Raw genomic sequence first — 16,848 nt, 5'->3', positions numbered from 1 at the left:
GGCTGATAGCAGGAGGGGAAAAAATGAAAAAAACAGGTCTGATTTTTGATATGGATGGTGTCATTCTCGACAGTGAAATTCAATATTTTAAAGTCCACCAACACATGTTTAAGACGTTATCTATCCCGCTCGATCATACGCAGTATGCGACATTCATGGGGAAAACAGGAGACGAGATGTGGGAAGAACTGATTACACAACATGAGTTACCTCACTCTACGGAAGCATTACTGGCACTCGAACATGAATTATTCCAGCAACACGCGAAGCCGGAAGCATGCGGCCTAAAAGACGGAGTCAAAGAATTGATGGAACTGGCCCGCATGGAAGGATACCGGATTGCGATTGCTTCTTCCAGTTCACTTGAAAAAATCACACGCGTCATCACGCATTATGGATTGACGGTCGATGCGTACACGAGCGGATTTGAAGTCCCGCGGTCGAAGCCGGATCCGGCGATTTTCCGCTTGGCGGCGCAACGGATTGATCAAGCACCGGAGGCTTGTATCGTGATTGAAGATGCAGCGAACGGGATGATCGGGGCGAAGGAAGCAGGAATGGAAGTCATCGCCTTGCTGGATGAACGGATGCCGGCACAAATCCTGCATCACGCGGACCACGTCGTCTCGTCGCATGCGGCAATCGGAGAAATTTTACGGAACCGTTGACGATAAGGGAAGATTCAGCTTACACTAACACATAGATAGTCCATTGCGACGAACTGAAGTAGTAAGGGAGTCATTCCGTTTAGAGAGCTGGTGATCGGTGCAAACCAGTCGGAATCGTCCGTGAACTCGTCAGGGAGCATGATTCGTGAAATCAAGTAGCGAACTCCGGTCCTTCACACCGTTATCCGTGAATCAAGTGGTCTGCTTCAGCAGACAACGTGGGTGGTACCGCGGGAGACAAACCGGTCTTTCGTCCCTATTCCTAGGGGCGGAGACCGGTTTTTTGTATATTCAGAGGAGGAATAGAGATGCCGTACAATCATCGTGAAATCGAACCGAAATGGCAAGCGCGCTGGGAACAGGACAATGCGTTCGTCACAACAGAAGATCCGGAAAAAGAAGGTTTTTATGCGTTAGACATGTTTCCTTATCCATCGGGAGCAGGACTCCATGTCGGACACCCAGAAGGATACACGGCAACGGATATCCTCGCACGGATGAAACGGATGCAGGGGTACAACGTCCTTCATCCGATGGGATGGGATGCGTTTGGACTTCCAGCGGAACAGTATGCCCTTGATACAGGGAATGATCCGCGGGAGTTTACAGCGCAAAACATCGAGACGTTCAAACGTCAGTTAAAAGATTTAGGATTCTCATATGATTGGGATCGTGAAATCAATACGACGGATCCAAATTATTACAAATGGACACAGTGGATCTTTACGAAATTGTATGAACAAGGACTTGCTTTCGTTGACGAAGTCGCGGTTAACTGGTGTCCGGCGCTTGGAACAGTCCTTGCGAACGAGGAAGTCATCGACGGACTGTCGGAGCGTGGCAATCATCCCGTCGTCCGTGTTCCGATGCGGCAGTGGGTCTTAAAAATCACAGAGTATGCGGACCGTTTACTCGAAGATTTAGATGAACTCGACTGGCCAGAATCGGTGAAAGAAATGCAACGGAACTGGATCGGAAAATCGGAAGGGGCAGAAATCGACTTTACGATTGACGGTCATAAAAAACAAGTGACGGTCTTTACGACACGTCCGGATACAGTTTTCGGGGCAACTTACCTTGTTCTTGCACCGGAGCATCCGTTCGTCGCGGACATCACGACAGCCGATCATGAAGAAGCTGTTAAAACGTATATCGCATCTGTTCAGACGAAATCAGACTTGGAGCGGACAGATCTTGCGAAAGAAAAAACAGGCGTCTTCACGGGAGCTTTTGCCGTCAATCCGATTTCCGGAGAACGTCTGCCGATCTGGATCGCCGATTATGTCCTCGCGACATATGGGACAGGCGCCATCATGGCCGTACCGGCACATGACGAGCGAGATCATGAATTTGCGAAACAGTTTGACCTGCCAATCATCGAAGTCGTAACAGGCGGTAACGTCGACGAAGCAGCGTACACGGGTGAAGGAGAGCACGTCAATTCACAGATGCTCGACGGACTATCAAAACAAGAAGCGATTGAGACAATCATCGCTGAACTTGAGACGAATCAAGTCGGACGCAAAAAAATCACTTTCCGGTTGCGTGACTGGTTATTCAGCCGTCAACGGTACTGGGGTGAGCCGATTCCGGTCGTCCACATGGAAGACGGAACGATGAAGACGCTCGATAAATCAGAACTTCCGCTTGAATTGCCGATGATTCCGGAAATCAAGCCGTCGGGAACGGGTGAATCTCCACTCGCTCTTGCTGAAGACTGGCTCGATTACACGGATCCGGTCACAGGACTTAAAGGGCGTCGTGAGACGAATACGATGCCACAATGGGGCGGCAGCTGCTGGTATTACCTTCGCTTCATCGATCCGCACAATGAAGAAGCGATTGCCGATCCGGAAAAATTAAAATACTGGCTCCCGGTTGATATTTACATCGGAGGGGCTGAACATGCCGTACTTCATTTACTCTACGCCCGCTTCTGGCACAAAGTCTTGTATGATATCGGTGTCGTACCGACGAAAGAACCATTCCAAAAGTTATATAACCAAGGGATGATTCTCGGAGAAAACAACGAAAAAATGTCGAAATCACGCGGAAACGTCATCAATCCGGATGAAATCGTCAAATCGCACGGTGCGGATACGCTCCGTTTATATGAGATGTTCATGGGACCACTGGATGCTTCAGTTTCCTGGTCGGAGAACGGTCTAGACGGAGCACGTCGTTTCCTTGACCGCGTCTGGCGTCTGTTTGAACGGACAGCGGACATTCAAGACGTGACGACAGTCGATGCGGACTTTGAACGTGTCTACCACCAGACGGTTAAGAAAGTAACGGAAGATTTCACGAATATTCAGTTCAACACCGGCATTTCGCAGTTGATGGTCTTCGTCAACGAAGCAAACAAACAACCGGTCTTGCCACGCCATTTCCTTCGTGGATTCATTCAATTATTGACTCCGGTTGCTCCGCACTTAGGGGAAGAGTTATGGGAACAACTTGGCTTTGACGACACCTTGACATATGCGGTATGGCCGACATTCGATGAAACGAAACTCGTCAGCGATACAATGGAATTCGTCATTCAAGTCAACGGCAAAGTCCGTTCGAAGCTCGTCATCAGCATCGACGCAACGAAAGAAGAAATTGAAGCTCTTGCGTTTGCAGATGAAAAAACACAAGAGTGGATTGGTGATAAAACGGTTCGAAAAGTCATCGTCGTCCCGAAAAAACTGATCAACATCGTAGCAAACTAAGCTGAAACCCCTCATCTGATTTAATCAGATCGAGGGGTTTTCGATTATCTCCGTCGCAAGTCCGCTTTTTTTTTAGGGCGCCTTCTGCTAAACTGAATCAGAAACCGAGACAGAAAGGCGATTTGTGTAAATGAAACGAACTTATATAGTCTATACAACGATTTTTGCCGTCGTCTCCGGTCTGATCCTTTGTGTGGCCCTCGTCTTTTCGAGACCTGAGACCGTAGCACAAATTCAAGAGACGTTTGCAAAAATTGAGACACAATCCAAACACCAAGCAGCTGTGAAACAAGTACCACCGAAAACGCCGTCCTCGATTCCAAATCCGGAAGAACCGTTGATCAAGAATGTCCAACAGATGTTGTATGATGATTCGATTGGTTCTTATCTTGTTGTAACGGAAGATTATCACTTTTTTGAAATCAGTGGGACAGGAGAACGTATCAATGCTTCATTCCAAATCGAGGATGAAGGCAAGTTGATGTTATCGGGACTTGACGGAATGACGCTCGTTGACGGCGAGACCGTCGCCTTATTGACATCCAATCAAATTCTCGTGACAGTCAAACGGGAAGAGGGCGTCTGGAAAGAAGACAAACGAGAGCGGGTAGCAGGTACGACAATCCGTGACAGCTTTCACGGACTCGGTTACGATGCCAAGAAAAAACAATTTTATACGATCAATCACATTCGCTCGTTAGCACGAAGTGAACTGACGTATTTTGCGATGAAACAAGATGAAATCAAGATTGATAAAGAGGCGACTGCGAAGGAAAAGCGTGCCTTGAAGAAAAAACAAAAACCACCGTATTTGACGATCGTGGCACGAAAACGGATCGACACGGCCAGTGGCATGCGCAGTGATGCGAAAAAAGCCTTCACGGAAAACTTCCGTCCGATCGGTCTGGCCGAGCGGCAAGGGCGGATTTATACATTGGATTCGGAAGCGTTATTCCTGTATTCGATTGATACGAAAGATGTGACAATCACGGGGGAATCAGCGAGTCCGAAAGTGTACGGGGCAGAAGGAATATTTGTTCAGGACAATGAGTTGTTTGCACTCATCCAAACGGATAAATTCTCGAGCCGTTCGTTTACGCCAATCGACTAAAAGGCTAGCTCCGTGTAGGAACTAGCCTTTTTGTCATAATGCGGTCAAGGCAGCATTCGTTCCGGCACAATGTCCGGTCACGAAAGCGGCTGTGATGTTGTAACCGCCTGTATAGCCGTGAATGTCGAGGATTTCGCCGGCGAAAAAGAGACCGTCTGCTTTTTTCGACATCATCGTTTTCGGCTGGATTTCCTTAATCGAAACGCCACCTCCGGTGACGAATGCCTTATCAAAGTCGAGTGTTCCTACTGCTTGAAGGGGGAACCGTTTGAGCGTTGCTAACAATTGGGTGAAGTCCTGCTTCTTAATTTGCGTACACACTTCATCACCGAAACCGATTTTAGCAAATAACAGGTCGAGTAACCGTTCCGGAACAAATCCTTTTAACGCATTACGGACTGTCTTTTTCGGATTAGCGGCAAGGGCGGCTTGGAATCGTTCCGTCAACGCACCGATTGATTCATCCGGGAACAAATCGATCGAGAGATGGACGACTCGCTCACCTGATCGTTTTCTTTCTTTGATCGTGTACTGACTGCACCGTAACGCAATCGGACCACTCAGACCGAAATGCGTGAACAGGAGGTCACCGGTATGCGTTTTAATCGGTTTGTCTTTTTTGCCATGGACGGTCAGAGCAACGTCACGTAAGGAAAGACCTTGTAATGTCTTTTCCTGAATGAACGTGTCGTTCAGTAAAATCGGGACTTCCGTCGGAAAGAGTTCCGTGATCGTATGGCCGGCTTTACGTGCCCAAGGATAGCCGTCACCGGTTGAACCAGTGTGGGGAACCGATTGTCCGCCGACAGCGACGACACAACTTTTGGCTTCAAGGCGGGTTCCGTCAGCGAGCAAGACGGCTGCAAACGAACCATCCGGATGAAAGTCGAGGGTTGCGACTTCGGCATTGATTTGGATTTCGGCGCCGTGTTGACGAATTTGATCAATCAACACACGAACGACATCGGCCGCTTTATCGGAAACAGGGAACATCCGTCCGTTGTCCTCTTCTTTTAGGGCGACACCAAACCCTTCGAACAGTTCAATGATCGATTCGTTATTGAACTGCGAAAAGGCGCTATAGAGAAAACGGCCGTTTCCCGGAATCGATTGAACCAACTCTTCCAGTGGTTTGCGATTTGTGACGTTACACCGACCGCCCCCTGAAATCGCCAGTTTTCGTCCAAGTTTACTTCCTTTATCGAGCAAAAGCGTCTTCGCGCCTGCTTGTAACGAGGCGAGCGTTGCCATTAAACCGCTTGGGCCGCCTCCGATTACGATTACATCATACATGTGGTCACCTCATTTGTTGGATTCTGCTTGTTTCACTTTAGCAGAAGTTTGTACTGTAAACAAACCGTCTCTTTCTTTTATGGAAGCTGAGCGGTATAATGATTTGCAATTGTGCAAGAGAGAACTTGTATATTGAGACGTTTATTGAGTTAAGAAAAAATAGAAAGTGCGAGGAAGGTTATCCATGTCGACTGTGAGCAAAAAGCAAGAAACTTCATCCAGTAATACCGGATTCGTTCGTGGAACGATGTTGTTATCCGGTGCATCACTCATTTCCCGTGCCCTTGGTCTGATTTATCTGTTTCCGTTTCAGTTCATGGTCGGAGCGACGGGAATCATGTTCTACACGTATGCCTATAATTATTATGCCATCATGATTGGTCTCGCAACAGCCGGTATTCCGGTCGCCGTTTCGAAGTTCGTCGCAAAGTATAATGCGATGGGGGAATACGACACAAGCGAACGATTATACCGATCCGGATTAAAAATCATGTCCATCACCGGTGTAGTTTCCTTTCTGGCCTTATTTTTACTGGCTCCGTATTTGGCTCACCGGGCAATACCCGGAGGAGATGTCGATTCGGCTTCATATGTCGATGCTGTCACGATGACGATCCGTGGTGTCAGCTTTGCCTTGATTCTGATTCCGGCGATGAGTATGACACGGGGTTATTTTCAAGGGTATCAATCGATGGGACCGACAGCGATTTCGCAGATCCTGGAGCAAATCGTGCGAATCATCTTTTTACTGGCCGGCGTCAGCATCGCGATTTATCTGTTTGACACGGATGCAGCGTGGGCAGCAACGATTGCGACGTTCAGTGCCTTCATCGGGGCAATCGGCAGTGTTGTCGTACTCGTTTATTATTTCCGAAAACGTGCACCCGGTTTAAAAGCCTTACGCGATGGTCAGACGACGATATCGCCGGATCGTCCGTTAGCAGGACTGTACAAAGAATTGTTGACGTATGCGATCCCAATCGTCATGGTCGGGTTATCAACACCGCTTTATCAGGTCATTGATCAAAACACGATGAATGCGGCTTTACAAAGTATTGGTTACACGCTGGAAGCAGCGGGGAATGCAACGGCCTATCTGATTGCAGATAGTCATAAGATTGTCCTGATTCCGGTTTCGGTCGCGACGGGGTTATCCTTATCCGCGACACCATTGTTGACGGCCTCGTTTACACAAGGGGATATGCGGAAAGTCCGGAAACAAATCTCGCAAATTTATCAACTGGCCTTTTTCGTAACAATTCCAGCGGTCGTCGGTATGATTTTGCTGAGTGAAGAGACGTTCCATGTCTTATTCCCGAAAGATCAGGCTGCCTGGGTCTATTTATTGAGTTATGCACCAAGTGCGCTGTTCCTTGCGCTGTATTCCGTCACGGCCGCTGTATTACAAGGCATCAACCGGCAGTATTTCACGATTGTTGCGACATTGGCAGGATTGCTGACGAAATATCTGTTGAATGCTCCCCTGATTCACTGGACAGGAGACGGAACGGGTGCCGGATATGCAACGATTCTCGGATACGTCGTCGCGACGGGATTGATGTTCTTCCGGATTACGCAAACGGTTCAGTTTCCGTTCAGTACGGTCTTACGCCGGACGTCACTGATCATGATCATCAGTGCCATCATGGGTGCGAGCGTCGCGCTGGTGAAATGGGGATTATCGGTCATGTTACCCGCTACGACGGTCGGTTCGCTCGTCATTTTAATCGTCGGAGCAGGAATTGGAATCGTCGTCTTTGCAGGTCTTGCCATTTGGAGCGGATTAGCGGAAGCTGTATTAGGAAGAAAATTTTCAATGAAACGAGGACGAGGAAATGCGTCTAGATAAATTACTCTCAAACATGGGAGCCGGATCGCGGAAAGAAGTAAAACAATTACTCAAATCCGGTGCGATTCAAGTTGACGGAGAAATCGTGTATGATCCGAAGCAACATGTTGATACCGAACAGCAACACGTACTTTTATACGGGGAACCGGTCACGTATCAAAAGTTCATCTACTTGATGATGAACAAACCGCCGGGCGTAATCAGTGCGACTGAAGATAAGCGGGATCAAACCGTCATTGATTTACTGTTTGAAGATGTGACGTACTTTAAACCCTTTCCGGTCGGACGACTCGACAAGGATACGGAAGGATTGTTGCTGTTGACAAATGACGGATCCTTTAATCATGCGTTGATGTCACCGAAGAAACACGTTGAAAAAGTCTACTATGCGGAAGTCATCGGTACGCTGACGGAAGAGGACGTGGAAGAAGTTGCAGAAGGGGTCACGCTTGAAGACGGGTATAAAACAAAACCGGGAAAGCTGGTCATCCTGGAAGCGACGGATGAAACGTCTACACTCGAGCTGACGATTACCGAAGGGAAGTTCCATCAAGTCAAACGGATGATGTTGGCTCTCGGAAAAGAAGTGACGTATTTGAAACGCTTGTCGATTGGACAACTGCCGCTCGATTCGACACTCGAAGCAGGCGAATACCGGGAACTCACACGTGGTGAATTAGCCCTGTTCGACTGGAAACCGGAATAAGTAAAGACCCTCGAAACGAAAAAAGTTTCGAGGGTCTTTACTTATTTAAAGCCGAGTTATGTCCCAGCCTCTTTGTCGATTACTGGTTACGAAGGGCTTCCGCAATCGGGAAGGGACCACTGAGTACTTCAAACTGACGTGTTTGAGTCGGATGATCAATCAATGTGACGAACAGAGCCGCAATATCATCTCGTGAGACTTCGCGTCCTTCATATGAATCAAAATGTTCTTGTGTCTCGATCGAGCCGCTCGGCTCATCGTAACTGAGTGGACCCGGCCGAACAATCGTATAATCGAGGCCACTGTCTTTTAAATGACGGTCCGCCGCACCCTTAGATTCCAGATAAACTTTCAAATCACCTTGCGGGTGATCAGCGCCAACTGAACTGAGCATCAAGAAACGCTCAATTCCGCTTGCTTTAGCCGCATCGATGACTTTGATTGCGCCATCCTGGTCAACGGCACGTGTCAATTCTTCGGAAGCGCCACCGGCACCAGCAGCGAAAATGACAACATCGGCATCTTTGACGACGTCCGTGACATCTTTCGTTAAATCACCAAGGCGGACTTCAGATGCTCCAAGTGCAATCAAGTCATTGATCTGGTTTTCTTCCCGGACTACAGCGATGGCTTGATGCTGACCTTGCTTGCCGATCAGCTCAACCATTTTCCGCCCGGTTGTTCCGTTTGCTCCAATAATTAAAATATTCATCTCATCATCTCCTTCTCAAACTAGATATACCCTGCCTGAAAAAAAAATAACAAAAAAAAGACGCGAAGGATTCGCGTCGTAACAGAAAATAGTCTGATGAAACATCTTAATCAGCCGGCTTGTCGTTGTTTTTTACTTGATGTCCAAGTACCGCGTCTTGGGCTTACAATGAGGTTGTTGTATTCAAGCACATTCAAGTCACGCTGGACGGTCCTTGAAGTAATGCCGAACTCTTCAACCAAGTCTGCTGTCGTAGTAGCTCCGTTCTCATTGATATAGAGATAAATCGATTTAATCCGGGTCAACATACGGTCTGTAGAATCTTTCATTGGTATAACCACTCCCCCAATGGATAGAATAGTGTTCTAAAGCTTCGGGTGACAAAAGACGATGATTAATTAAGTTGTTTCGCCTTTAGTATAACTCTTTTAGTATAGAATGCAAGTAATTTAACCGAACGTTTGCAAAAAAAACACAAACTTTCAACACCCAATAGCGAATGAAAGATGTTTTTTATCTTTCAATGTTCGTTAAAAACGTAATAACAAAAGATTTGGTATTTTGGATGTTCGTAATTGTCAAATTTTCGCTATACTTAAAGGTGAACGAATCAGCGGATAAGGGAGAGAAGTCATATGGTCAATTGGAAAGAAGAAGTCATGGCACGACGCGAAGATCTTTTAGTTGATTTAAAGGAATTGTTACGCATACCTAGTATTCTCGATGAAACAACGATTCAGGAAGGAGCTCCATTCGGAACCGAAGTCAAACGTGCGCTCGATTGGATGCTCGCGCTCGGGAACCGCGATGGATTCATCACGAAAAACGTTGATGGGTATGCCGGTCACCTTGAATATGGTCAAGGAGATGAATTGCTCGGTATTCTTTGCCACTTGGACGTCGTCCCAGCGGGCGGGGATAACTGGACGTACGGCCCATTTAATCCGACATTGGCTGACGGAAAATTGATTGCGCGGGGTGCGATTGATGACAAAGGACCGACGATGGCAGCATATTATGCCTTAAAAATCGTTAAAGAGTTGGGACTTCCGCTTTCAAAACGAATTCGTCTGATTGCCGGCGGGGACGAAGAAAGTGAATGGCGGTGTGTGAATCATTACTTCAAGCATGAAGAAATGCCGACGCTTGGATTTGCACCGGATGCTGATTTTCCAATCATCAATGCAGAAAAAGGATTGTACGATGGTCTGCTGACTCAAGGTAAACCGGTTAAAGCCGCAGATACAGGCTACCAACTGATTCGCTTCGAAGGCGGAGAACGTCCGAATATGGTACCGGGTCACGCGACAGCGACGGTACATGTCGCTGAGCGGGGAACGGTTGAAGAAGATTTCCACCAGTATTTAGAAAAGCAAGGTGTGACAGGGACAATCAAGGAGACGGCAGAAGGCCTCATTTTTGATGTGATTGGCGTCGCCGCCCATGCGATGGAACCGGACAACGGGAAAAATGCCGCCCTTCATCTGGCGCGTTTCTTGCATACGCTCCACTTGGATTACAGCGGCCGCCGTTATCTTGAAATGATCGTGCACATGTTCCGCGACTCACGCGGTGTTGCACTCGGAGTGGCGGCATCTGATGAAACAGGCGACCTGACGATCAACGGTGGAGTGTTCCGTTACGAAAACGGACAAGGGACAGCTTCAATCAATATCCGTTACCCTTACAGTGCCGATTTCACAGAACGGTTGCAATTGATTAAAGAAGCCGCGATTGCATACGGATTCGAACTTCAAACACGGACGCATATGCCACCGCATCACGTCGATCCGAACCATGAACTGATCCGGACGCTCAGTGCGGTTTACGAACGGCAAACGAATCAAAAGGCCGACTTAATTGCGATCGGCGGCGGAACCTATGCCCGTTCATTGACAGCAGGTGTCGCATTTGGACCTGTTTTCCCTGGTGGACCGGAAGTCGCGCACCAGGTGGATGAGTATGTTGATTTTGAAGAACTCTTATTAGCCGTTGCCATCTATGCAGAGGCGATTTACGAATTGGCGAAATAAGCATCAGTGCATCTTAAAAAAATAGTATAACGAAATGAATCCCCCAAATCCGTTGTGATAGGGGGATTGATTCTTGAAGGAGACTCAGTTGTGATCCATCGTCAAAAATATCATTTTCAAGCCCTTTATTTTTTCATCTTCTTTGGGCAAGGTGCACTTATTCCATACTTGGCACTCTATTTTTCCAATGATGCCTTTCAATTATCGGCATCCGAAATCGGAACGATTGTTGCAGTAGGTCCAGTGTTATCAATTGTTTTACAACCGGTTTGGGGCATGGCGGCAGACCGCTTCGGACGACCGAAACGTCTGTTGTTAGTGGCTTTACTCGCTGCGGGGCTCTTAACGCTCAGTTATTTATTGACGTCTGTCTACTTATTCCTGTTATTAATTTCTTCACTTTGGGCATTGTTCCAGTGTGCACATATTCCGCTTGTCGATACGTTGGCCATCGAATTTTCAAAAAGAAAATCAGTCGACTACGGAGCATTACGCTTATTTGGTTCCGCCGGTTTTGCACTGGCTGTCTTTATCCTTGGACAGGTAACGGAACAAGGATCACTCGGTGCGATTTTTTATGCTAGCGGAGCTGCGCTTGTTCTTGGATTTCTTGTGTTGATCGGAATTGAAGAAACGCCGGTTTCGACCGTCGAGCGTGAACATATTCCGCTGAAATCGTTATTTTCAAACAAACGTTTTTTACTATTTTTAGCAGGTGGAAGTTTAGTATTCGGACCAATTTTTGCGAATAACTATTACTTTGGAAGTTATGTGACGATTCGTGGGGAATCAACAGCACTCGTCGGAACACTTTTTTTTGTCGCTGTCTTATGCGAAATACCGTTCATGCGGGTTGCGACGCGTGTCATGATGCGGTTTGGACCGATTCCTGTCCTGGTGTTCATCTCTGTTTTATCCGCGGTACGGACAGGGATACTGGCGCTTGAGCCGCCGATTTTTACACTCTGGATATTGGCAGCATTACAAGGATTCATCATCGGTCTGTTGATTCCGGTCGCACTTGAATATGTTCGCTCGCTCGTTCCACCTTCGACAGTGGCGACGGCAGTCAGTACATATATGGCGACGACGACCGGTCTTGCGACGGCATTGTTTAATTTAATGAGTGGGATTGTTTTTGATCAATGGACCATCTATGCCGTATTTTGGGTATATACAGGTAGTAGCTTGTTAGGTGCTTGTTTGTATCTGGTCAGCTCAAAAATCAAGGAGTGATCCGTATGCAAAAACACTACTTCATCGCTATCCCGGTTGCTGACGAGATGTTGACGCGATTCGCGGCTCCTCTAGCGCTTGGCCGTTATTACAAAACGGTGTACGAATCAGGCGAGTATCATCTGACGCTACGTTTTTTAGGAACGTTAACAGAGGACGAGTTGAGAAATTGGCGACGTCAACTGACGGAAATTGCTCAGCTCACTTTTGCTTTTACCTTGAAATTAGATCACCTTGAACGGTTTGGATCAGCCGAGAGGCCTCGTGTCTTTGCCGTCGGACCGGCATATGAGGAAAAACTGTTTCAGCTTGCCCGACGGATTGATCCGGATCCGGCTAAACCGTTTGTTCCGCACATTACTCTTGCGAAGAAGTGGAATCAAGAAGTGGCGCTCCATCCACCCGAACAAACACCTGGCGGCAGCTTGAATGTCAATGAAATCGTTCTGTATCAGATTTGCCCCGACGATCAGCCGCGGTATCAGGCAGACACACGATTTCCATTTGGGAAGAAATAACGAGGTGATATGATTGGCATTATTGATGAAACTTTATGATTTAGAAAGCCGATATGAACGAAATCCGTTGGAAGCTTCGAAGCGTTTCAAAGAACAACAGCTGGTGGATTATGCGAATGTCCTTAAAAAATGGGAGTCGGGTGAACTGTTTCCGGGTGAGACGATCATTCGGCCGAAAAAATGGTGGCAGCCTTTTAAAAAACCAGAGAGGTTTCAGGTGCCGGGAAAACAAATCTCAAAGCCGGCGTTTGATAAATGGTATAAAAAGCGAGTAGAAGTCCAAAAATTAATTTACGTGGCAGGCGGAGCGACGGAAGAAGACATCTGGCGCTTGCCTTTAAGACGCCATCTTGACTTTTATCAAATGTTGCATCTCTTGAACGATCAATTCGGCATGTTTTATCGTGCCGTCATTCAATACCAGCAAGGAGAGGTTGAACTCAGTCCGTTTGTCGTAGGACCTTCTGCCATCTATATACTGGACTGGTTAGACGGGGAAGAAAGTATCTATCATATCAAGCGAAATAAACTGTGGCGGGAACAACCCTTTAAAGCCCCGCCAAAGAATATCGTCAATCCATTAATCAGCTTAAAGCGGACGGAGGATATTCTGCGATTGATTCTAGGTTCCGAATTCATATTACCAATCGAACGTGTTGTCATTGCATCGCAAGGTTACTTCGATCAAATTCCGAAAGAGACAACGACGACATATGTCAGTAAGGTGGACTTCACGGATTGGCTACGGAAAATGAATTTGTCGGCTGTGCATACAAAAGCTTCTCAAATGCGGGTATGCGAACAGATCTTAAAAGAAACGGTTTCGGTGACCTTTCAAATGGCGCTGAACAGTCAAGAAAACGGGCGGATTCAAAAATAGGGAGGGAAGCGGCAAGATGTTTGATTGTCGCGTAAACAGATGGTAAATAATGAATCGGAAACGCAGCAAGTCGGATTGTGTTCAGTTGAGTTCGTGACATTTCAAACCATTCTAATGGAGACGACGACACCGGTTGAACAAGGTGAGTTTTTGCTCGTCTGTGATGGTCAGCCGATGAACTATTTCATTGAACGTCGAGAAGATACGGACGGAACAATCAAATTGACACTGCTGCTCGACCGGGCGGTTGAAGTAGAACGGTGTTATGAAATCATCTTACCCGATCAGGAACGAGTCCGTGTATTGCCGAACCGGATTGTCCAAACGGCGGGATTCGACCACAAATACAGTTATGAAGGACCTTTAGGTGCCGTCTATGACACGGAAATGATTTCTTTATACGTCTGGTCACCGCTGGCAGAGAGGTTGGAGTGTATTCGCTACGATCAAGCCGGTGTCGAAATCGACAGCCGGGACTTCGAACGGCAAGAACGTGGGGCGTATCGTTTAGTAGTTCCCCGAACATGGGAAAACAGCCTTTACCGTTACCGGGTCACGACGTATCGGGGAACACATGAAGTCGTCGATCCTTATGCAAAGGCAGTCAGCGTAAATGGACAGTTTGCTGTTTTGCTTGATGTCGAGCAAGAAATTAACCGGCAGTTTCCGCATCGACAAAAACGGCCGCTGTTGATCAAACCGACAGATGCCATCATTTATGAAGCGCATATCCGGGATTTTACGATTGATTCGTCTTCCGGCTCGCATCATCCCGGACAATACATGGGGATGACGGAAACAGGAACCGTTTCACCGGAAGGACGTTCGACAGGCATTGATTATTTACTTGAGTTGGGGGTGACCCATCTTCAATTGTTACCGGTTCACCTGTTTACGACGACAGAGGAAGTCAGTCGTCTTCCTTATAACTGGGGATATGATCCTGTTCAATGGTTTTCACTGACCGGATGTTATGCCAGTAACCCGACTGATCCGAAAGTCCGGATTCTTGAATATGTCGAGATGATCGAACAGTTGCACGCGGCAGGAATTCGGGTGACGTTTGATGTTGTCATGAATCATGTCTATATTCGGGAGCAATCCGCACTCGAACATCTGGTACCGGGTTACTATTTCCGTTACGAAGTGGACGGGACACTTGCCAACGGAACAGGTGTCGGGAATGATACGGCATCGGAACGGTTTATGATGAGACGGATGATTGTTGATTGCCTGACGTATTTTGCGGACATTTTTCAGGTGGATGCTTTTCGCTTTGACCTGATGGGGATTCATGATGTTGAGACGATGAACCATGTCCGGGCAGCATTGGATCATATCGATCCGACCATTCTTGTTTATGGAGAAGGCTGGGACTTGGCGACACCTTTACCGCAACGTCAAAAGGCCATCAGTTCAGTTGCTTCGCAAATGCCTCGGATTGGTCATTTTAACGATGTTTTCCGGGATGCGTTAAAAGGCTCGACGTTCAATGAAACGGATTGTGGTTTTGTATCGGGTAATGGTTGGTGGGAAGGGGAAGTGCGAAACGGGATGGCCGGGAGTATCACATTGGACGGTCAAACGACCGGGCGTTTTCCTGAGCCGACGTATTCGATCAATTATGTCGAAGCACATGACAACCATACCTTGTATGATAAGTTAGCGCTCGCCCGACCGGATTTGGATGAAGTGACACGGTTACAAATGAGTCGACTGGCTCAGACGATTATTTTCTTAGCGGCCGGTATTCCGTTTATTCACGCCGGACAGGAGTTCGGACGGACAAAACAAGGGGTCGAGAACAGTTACAATGCACCTGATACGATCAATCGGATGGATTGGACGTTACGCGATCGCCATGCGCATATGGTCGATTATTTAAAAAATATCTTACAAATCCGTCGAATGCACGGAGGATTCCGATTACACCGAGCCAACCAGGTGCAAGAACTGATGCATTTTTTGCCGATGCATCCGGGTGTCATCGCCTACGAAGTAGGGGCCGTTCATTCATATGATGCCTGGCAACGGACGCTTGTCGTTCATAATGTGACGTTTGAAAAAATTGAAATTGTGCTCGATCATCCGAGATGGAATGTACATGTCCACGGCAACGAAGCATCCGTTACGCCACTTGAAAAGGGTGTTTCGCAGATCACGGTCCTTCCGTTGTCAACAACGATCGCCACATGTTAAGATAATCATTGTGCCTTAAGGCAAATCTACTAAAAAGTTGAGCGGATTATAATGGAATTAGATATTTTAGATGCGCTTGGCGAAGGCTGGACCCTTACGCCAGCAGGCGGAATCACGGGAGAAGCATATATTGCCTCGACAGGGCAGTCAAAACTCTTTTTAAAACGAAACTCCTCGCCATTTTTGGCGATTTTATCAGCGGATGGAATCGTACCGAAGCTGCTTTGGACGAAGCGGATTTATAGCGGAGATGTCATCAGTGCCCAACAATTCATTGAGGGGCAAGAACTGGAACCGGAAATGATGGAACGGCCGGAAGTCGCAAGGTTGCTCGGAAAAATTCATGACTCGAAGGAATTGCTGTTCATGTTACAACAACTGGATCAGCGTCCGATCGAACCGGATGAACTTTTACGGCAATGCCGGCTGTATTTTCAACCTGCTGAACTGGAACAACCGGAATTGATTGAACAGGCAATCGACTATCTGTCAGAACAATTACCTTTTGTTAGAACGGACGAGCAAGTCGTTTGTCACTCGGATTTGAATCATAATAACTGGTTGGTCGGAACAGATGGACATCTGTATCTTAATGATTGGGATGATGCCATCATTGCGGATCGTGCTTATGATCTTGGAATGATGTTATACAGTTATGTCGACGAAGAGTGTTGGCCGGAATGGTTTGCGAATTACGGACATCCGTTGACGGCAGATCTGAAGCAGCGGATGTATTGGTATGTCGTGGCTCAGGCGGTACTCTCAATTTATTGGTATGAAGATACCGTGCATCCGGATGCAGCAGAGAGTTATCTTTTCTTGGCCCAACTGCTTGAGATGGAGCAGGAAGATTAAATCAGCGCTGGGTACTTTCGATATAACGAGCTTTAAAGGCTAAAAAAATGTGCGGACACAGAATCATTCTGTGT

Annotated in this window: 14 protein-coding genes and 1 other annotated feature; of the genes, 11 read left to right on the top strand and 3 right to left on the bottom strand. The window is 47.2% G+C overall.

The features are described 5' to 3' along the window. Window positions 1-23: 23 nt before the first annotated feature. The 3 genes from KNP93_RS02635 (at window position 24) to KNP93_RS02625 (ending at window position 4,493) form a co-directional block, all read left to right on the top strand. Window positions 24-668, top strand: coding sequence for an HAD family hydrolase (locus tag KNP93_RS02635; protein WP_131502114.1), 645 nt, complete (start codon window positions 24-26; stop codon window positions 666-668). Window positions 669-707: 39 nt separating this feature from the next. Continuing rightward, window positions 708-929 (top strand) — a binding site (T-box leader). Window positions 930-976: 47 nt separating this feature from the next. Then, on the top strand, window positions 977-3,382 hold the full coding sequence (gene leuS, locus KNP93_RS02630) for a leucine--tRNA ligase (protein ID WP_131502113.1): 2,406 nt from the start codon (window positions 977-979) through the stop codon (window positions 3,380-3,382). Between the two features lie 130 nt (window positions 3,383-3,512). Then, on the top strand, window positions 3,513-4,493 hold the full coding sequence (locus KNP93_RS02625) for a hypothetical protein (protein ID WP_131502112.1): 981 nt from the start codon (window positions 3,513-3,515) through the stop codon (window positions 4,491-4,493). 33 nt (window positions 4,494-4,526) lie between these two features. Here KNP93_RS02625 and KNP93_RS02620 read toward each other — a convergent pair whose 3' ends face one another. After that, window positions 4,527-5,786: a BaiN/RdsA family NAD(P)/FAD-dependent oxidoreductase gene (locus KNP93_RS02620; RefSeq protein WP_188004614.1), complete on the bottom strand. Its 1,260-nt coding sequence runs from the start codon at window positions 5,784-5,786 to the stop codon at window positions 4,527-4,529. Between the two features lie 184 nt (window positions 5,787-5,970). Between KNP93_RS02620 and KNP93_RS02615 the strand changes: the two genes are divergently transcribed. Further along, window positions 5,971-7,635: a putative polysaccharide biosynthesis protein gene (locus KNP93_RS02615; protein WP_131972371.1), complete on the top strand. Its 1,665-nt coding sequence runs from the start codon at window positions 5,971-5,973 to the stop codon at window positions 7,633-7,635. Then, window positions 7,622-8,341, top strand: a complete 720-nt coding sequence (locus KNP93_RS02610; protein ID WP_131502109.1) for a pseudouridine synthase — start codon at window positions 7,622-7,624, stop codon at window positions 8,339-8,341. Before KNP93_RS02615 ends, KNP93_RS02610 begins: the two co-directional genes overlap by 14 nt. Before the next feature lie 79 nt (window positions 8,342-8,420). Here the strand turns inward: KNP93_RS02610 and KNP93_RS02605 are convergent, their stop codons facing one another. Together KNP93_RS02605 and KNP93_RS02600 are read right to left on the bottom strand one after the other, a co-directional pair. Continuing rightward, window positions 8,421-9,053 carry an SDR family oxidoreductase gene (locus tag KNP93_RS02605; RefSeq protein ID WP_131502108.1) on the bottom strand — a complete coding sequence of 211 codons (633 nt, stop codon included), beginning with the start codon at window positions 9,051-9,053 and terminating at the stop codon, window positions 8,421-8,423. 110 nt (window positions 9,054-9,163) lie between these two features. Beyond that, window positions 9,164-9,382 (bottom strand): DeoR family transcriptional regulator, encoded by a 219-nt coding sequence (locus KNP93_RS02600; protein ID WP_012371138.1) that lies wholly within the window; start codon window positions 9,380-9,382, stop codon window positions 9,164-9,166. 306 nt (window positions 9,383-9,688) lie between these two features. Here KNP93_RS02600 and pepV point away from each other — a divergent pair, with 306 nt between their 5' ends. The 6 genes from pepV (at window position 9,689) to KNP93_RS02570 (ending at window position 16,774) form a co-directional block, all read left to right on the top strand. After that, window positions 9,689-11,086 carry a dipeptidase PepV gene (pepV, locus tag KNP93_RS02595; RefSeq protein ID WP_214852943.1) on the top strand — a complete coding sequence of 466 codons (1,398 nt, stop codon included), beginning with the start codon at window positions 9,689-9,691 and terminating at the stop codon, window positions 11,084-11,086. Between the two features lie 90 nt (window positions 11,087-11,176). Next, window positions 11,177-12,322: an MFS transporter gene (locus KNP93_RS02590; protein ID WP_188004609.1), complete on the top strand. Its 1,146-nt coding sequence runs from the start codon at window positions 11,177-11,179 to the stop codon at window positions 12,320-12,322. Window positions 12,323-12,327: 5 nt separating this feature from the next. Continuing rightward, window positions 12,328-12,840 carry an RNA 2',3'-cyclic phosphodiesterase gene (gene thpR, locus KNP93_RS02585; protein WP_131502105.1) on the top strand — a complete coding sequence of 171 codons (513 nt, stop codon included), beginning with the start codon at window positions 12,328-12,330 and terminating at the stop codon, window positions 12,838-12,840. Between the two features lie 13 nt (window positions 12,841-12,853). Further along, window positions 12,854-13,720, top strand: a complete 867-nt coding sequence (locus KNP93_RS02580; RefSeq protein ID WP_131502104.1) for a hypothetical protein — start codon at window positions 12,854-12,856, stop codon at window positions 13,718-13,720. A gap of 24 nt (window positions 13,721-13,744) precedes the next feature. Beyond that, window positions 13,745-15,919, top strand: coding sequence for a type I pullulanase (pulA, locus tag KNP93_RS02575; RefSeq protein WP_251138596.1), 2,175 nt, complete (start codon window positions 13,745-13,747; stop codon window positions 15,917-15,919). Between the two features lie 51 nt (window positions 15,920-15,970). Then, window positions 15,971-16,774: a phosphotransferase family protein gene (locus KNP93_RS02570; protein ID WP_131502102.1), complete on the top strand. Its 804-nt coding sequence runs from the start codon at window positions 15,971-15,973 to the stop codon at window positions 16,772-16,774. Window positions 16,775-16,848 lie beyond the last annotated feature (74 nt).

Origin of the sequence: Exiguobacterium sp. s166 (assembly GCF_018618855.1) — a bacterium.
Classification (GTDB): Bacteria; Bacillota; Bacilli; order Exiguobacteriales; family Exiguobacteriaceae; genus Exiguobacterium_A.
This window is presented reverse-complemented; position numbering and strand designations above follow the sequence as displayed.